Source organism: Nostoc sp. CALU 546 (assembly GCF_048836525.1).
Map to the genome: position 1 here is coordinate 1 of NZ_JAWJTF010000425.1, position 1266 is coordinate 1266.

Annotated in this window: 1 protein-coding gene and 1 pseudogene; both read left to right on the top strand. The window is 37.4% G+C overall.

Going from position 1 to position 1266, the window contains the following annotated elements:
* Positions 1-249 (top strand): annotated as a pseudogene (locus tag RRG12_RS44235) (ABC transporter ATP-binding protein); the annotation flags it as partial.
* A gap of 361 nt (positions 250-610) precedes the next feature.
* On the top strand, positions 611-1266 hold a 656-nt coding region (locus RRG12_RS44240; RefSeq protein ID WP_420763374.1), incomplete at its 3' end, for a glycosyltransferase.

Consider the following 1266-nt stretch of genomic DNA (forward strand, 5'->3'; position numbering starts at 1 on the left):
GATGAAGCAACTAGCGCCTTAGATTCGCTATCTGAGCGGTTAATTCAAGATTCATTAGAAAAGCTATCTGTTGGTAAAACAGTAATTGCGATCGCTCACCGTCTTTCTACCATTTCTAAAGCAGATAAAGTTGTAGTTTTAGAACAGGGACGGATAGTAGAACAAGGTAAGTATCAAGAACTTTTAGAACTCAAAGGTAAGCTTTGGAAATATCATCAAATGCAGTATGAAGTAAGACAATCGGATTAGAAGCAATATCCGATTACCCAAAGACTTGCAACCTATAAATCGGCTGTATATTTCTACAGCCGTATGACCCTAGCTATGTATCTGTAACAGTAATTGGGTGAAATTGTATCGGAGGATGTCTGAAAAGTCGCAAAGTATACTGTGAACCCCTCTCCAAACCTTTCCCCGAAACGGAGAGAGGCTTTGAAACCCCTATTCCCTTGTAGCTATGGGGTTAGGTTTCCGAGGCTTAGATGTTATCAAAAATACTTTTCAGACATCCTCTCGCCAAAAAACAGTATTCTAAAGCCTTATTATCTTTGATAATAAGTTTTTAGCAACTATCAAACTTGGTTAAATATACTAAAAAATAACAGAAAATATGTACCAGAAAATAATTGATCCAGACCTGATTTATCAATGCTCCAATTTTGATGTAGGTGAGGGCGGAGGTGTTGAAACTTATTTAGCTTCTCTATTTGAACATCGACCACACGAAGTTAGCGATCGCGTGATAAAATCGCTCAAGAATATAGATCAAAGCCAGTTTAAACTGTTGCATATCCACAGCCCAGATTTGCTATTGCAGCTTACAGGCGAATGTCCCGCAGTTTTCAGCGTTCATAATCACTCATTCTACTGTCCTAGTGGCACAAAGTATTTAGCGGAGCAGCGGACAATCTGCGATCGCAATTTTTCTTACTTAGGATGTACCTGGGGTAAGTTAATAGATAAATGTGGTAGCCGTAGACCTTTAAGAACTCTTAGAGAACTTCAAAACACTCATCAATTATTAGATTTATTAAAAAAGGTAAAAATTACTTTTATTGCTAATAGCGAATACGTGCGCCAAGAATTAATTCAAAATGGTGTACCCCCTGAACAAACTGTAACACTACACTGTGGTATATCTGTACCGAAAACAGCAACTATACCCCTAAGTTTAGAAGTCCATCAAAATCATAGAATTTTGTTTGCTGGACGAATTGTTTCTGATAAAGGTCTGGAATGGTTACTTAAAACCTTAATACATACAGA